This is a genomic window from Pseudoalteromonas sp. S16_S37, from assembly GCF_014694405.1.
GTDB lineage: Bacteria > Pseudomonadota > Gammaproteobacteria > Enterobacterales > Alteromonadaceae > Pseudoalteromonas.
The window spans coordinates 1-2,999 of record NZ_JAAUWV010000114.1; the positions used below are offsets into that span (position 1 = coordinate 1).

Below are 2,999 nucleotides of genomic sequence, written 5' to 3' on the forward strand. Positions count from 1 at the left end.
CTGTTGAGTAGTAACAAGCCTAACTGCACGTTCACGAAATTCTGGTGTATAGCGATTTGATTTTTTCATAGTTCCAGTTTCTCAAGTTATTGAGTCTCTGGCAAACTCGGGGCGATTCACTTTTGGCTTCATTTTTAATCTCCATTTTGCAAGGTTTGAGGGGTGAGAAAACAAACGTTGCAAAATGAGGATAGTAAGATCGTTTAGATCATCAAGAAGATCAATGCATTAAGTGATTTTCAGTGTCGACTACATAACCCCGTAGGTTAGATAAGCCAAAGGCGCCATCTAACAAAAATACAAGACAGAGCCACAAACGTCGGGTGGCGCTTCGCTTAACCGACCTACATAACCCGTAGGTTAGACAAGCCAAAGGCGCCATCTAACAAAAATACAAGACAGAGCCACAAACGTCGGGTGGCGCTTCGCTTAACCGACCTACATAACCCCGTAGGTTAGATAAGCCAAAGGCGCCATCTAACAAAAGTGCACAAAACAACAATTGCTAAGAAAGAACCAAGAGAGCTGGAATTAAAAAAGCTGGACAGACAGAACTCTATATAGTTATTTCCAAAAGGTTTATTTCAGACTTTTAGCTTTAGCCTGACGCCTCTTTCTCTTTATTAAAATACGCCAAAGTTTGCCTAATTGGATAAAGAGACATTGCGATCACGGAAACTAAATTAGAAACCCAACCACATATTTTATAAACAACTTTCAATTCATGGTAATCATAATAACCCCTCGCAATGAGCTGCATAAAAGAAACAGATATAGATACCAGTAGCATATACAAACAAGCCCTAGTTGAACCCGAAAATAAGCACTCAGACAATTTATGGACAAGAAATATGATGACAACATTAATAGTATTTATAGCCATCAATATTAGGTAAAAGGTTTTGATTTTACTATTTAAACCAAAGTCTAGAGTTAATAAATAGAATTCTAAAGAATCAACGGCTACCCAAGTCAAAAAAAAGCAAACCACAGTAATAAAACAAGAATACATTTCATGCTGTTGTAAAGATGTGATTTGCTCTTTCCTTGCAAAAAATAAACGCCACCGATAGACAGGAAACTGTGTAACCAAAAACCACAGTATCAGCATTCCAATGTAGACTGTAATAAAAACAGCTAGCTGATTTAAAAGCTCACTCAAATTACTCAAAACTAACGACTCTCATTGATTAACTTGGCAATCAATATACCACTTGAGCATTAATGTTATAACGCTATTTCCCTTATTAAAATGTTAAAAGAGCCAAAGATAATCAAAAACCTAACGACTTTTTGCCACAAGCGTTTGCGGCTTACCTACACTTTACCGTACACTCGATAATTATTTTGCAAAATACCGAGGCGTACGTGTCAGCAACCAATAACAAACCTTCTGGTTTTTTTAGCCAGCTTCTTTTTAACATTATTATTCCCGTTGTTATTTTAACCCGTTTCTCTGGTGAGGCGCATTTAGGGCCAACGTTGGGCGTTATTGTTGCGCTGTTATTTCCACTTGGATTTGGCCTTTGGGAGCGTAAAAAAACAGGTAAATTCAACTTTCTATCCGCGCTTGGATTTGTCTCTGTATTACTTACCGGTGGTATTAGCCTGCTTGAATTGGATGCCAAGTACATTGCAATTAAAGAAGCGGCCATTCCGGGGTTGATAGGGATCGCGGTGATTGTGAGTCAATACACCAAGTATCCTCTGCTTAAAACCATGCTATTTAACGAAAGCGTGATGGATATAAATAAGATTGAACAGGCGCTGGAGCAAAAAGGCAACCGCGAAAAGCTTCCCAAAGTACAAGTGATCGCATCAAATATTCTAGCTGGCTCATTCTTTTTATCATCGGTACTTAATTATGTACTGGCAAAAATGATTGTTGTCAGCCCTGCAGGCACTGAGGCATATAACAACGAGCTGGGCCGCATGACCGCATTAAGCTACCCGGTAATTGTATTGCCTACTATGGTGTTGTTTTTTGTTGCCCTGTTTTACCTGTTTTCATCTTTGAAAAAACTGACGGGATTAAAGGTTGAAGAAATGTTGATTGAACAATAAAGCACTAGTTAAGCTGCTCAACGCACACTTGGGCAGCTTACACTGTTTGCAACGCTTAAATTTAAACTTATAAACTACTTTCATCCAGCCTGAGTAAATCAAGCACCGTTTCTGAATGATGCTTTTTAGGCAGTGATATTGCATAAAAGTGTTCATAGGCATTAGGTAACACTTGATACTCTTCTAACAACCCACTTTTGAGCTCATCTATTACCACCAACGGCGGTAACACTGCGCAAGCTCCACTGTCTCGGCTGAGTAATCGCAGCATCGCCATATCGTCAGCTTCTGCGAGTATGGTTGCTTTATATTGATTAACGGCACAAATTGAGTCAAAGGCAGAGCGCACCTCAGTATTGCTAGCCGGTAGCACCCAGTTAATATTTTCATATCCTTGTGGAAACATCGTACTGGGCTTTTTACCTGCAGGGCCTACAATAGAAATCGCTTGGCGACGCAATAACTGATGCTGCCATGCTTGTTGATTATTATCATTACCAACCATGCGATTAGTAAGCACAAAATCAAATTCATGGTTAACCAATCCATCAAGCAAGTTGACTAACCCACGACTTGAGAGCCTAATTTGCACATTTTTTTTGGCCAGTAACGGCGCAATAAAGCCTTCAACAAAGTTACGTGATAAGTGGGTCAAAACGCCTATCGAAATCGCCTGCTTAGTCGCAGCAACGCCAAATTTTAGCACCTGCTCAAGTTCATCCCCTGTGCTAAATATAGCTAAATAACCATAATGTGCGATAATACTCTAATGGCATATAGTTTAGATTTCAGGCGACGGGTGTTTGCCTATAAAGGAAAGCACCAACTTACTTTTGAGCAAACAAGTGAACACTTTGGTGTCAATATCGCTTCTTTATTCCGTTGGCAGAATAAGTTGGAGCCTTGCCTCAAACGAGATAAACCAGCAAGTAAAG

The 2,999-nt window shown here is 39.6% G+C and carries 4 protein-coding genes; 2 read left to right on the top strand and 2 right to left on the bottom strand.

The features are described 5' to 3' along the window. Positions 1-598 precede the first annotated feature (598 nt). Positions 599-1,162: a hypothetical protein gene (locus HC733_RS21835; protein ID WP_190367087.1), complete on the bottom strand. Its 564-nt coding sequence runs from the start codon at positions 1,160-1,162 to the stop codon at positions 599-601. Between the two features lie 206 nt (positions 1,163-1,368). Here HC733_RS21835 and HC733_RS21840 point away from each other — a divergent pair, with 206 nt between their 5' ends. Next, positions 1,369-2,064: a VC0807 family protein gene (locus tag HC733_RS21840; RefSeq protein WP_190367088.1), complete on the top strand. Its 696-nt coding sequence runs from the start codon at positions 1,369-1,371 to the stop codon at positions 2,062-2,064. Between the two features lie 67 nt (positions 2,065-2,131). Here the strand turns inward: HC733_RS21840 and HC733_RS21845 are convergent, their stop codons facing one another. After that, entirely contained in the window at positions 2,132-2,770 is a 639-nt protein-coding gene (locus HC733_RS21845; protein ID WP_190367089.1) for a LysR substrate-binding domain-containing protein, read from the bottom strand. 63 nt (positions 2,771-2,833) lie between these two features. Here HC733_RS21845 and HC733_RS23690 point away from each other — a divergent pair. Then, positions 2,834-2,999 (top strand): IS630 transposase-related protein (locus tag HC733_RS23690; protein WP_203219231.1); only part of this gene is annotated, 166 nt, incomplete at its 3' end.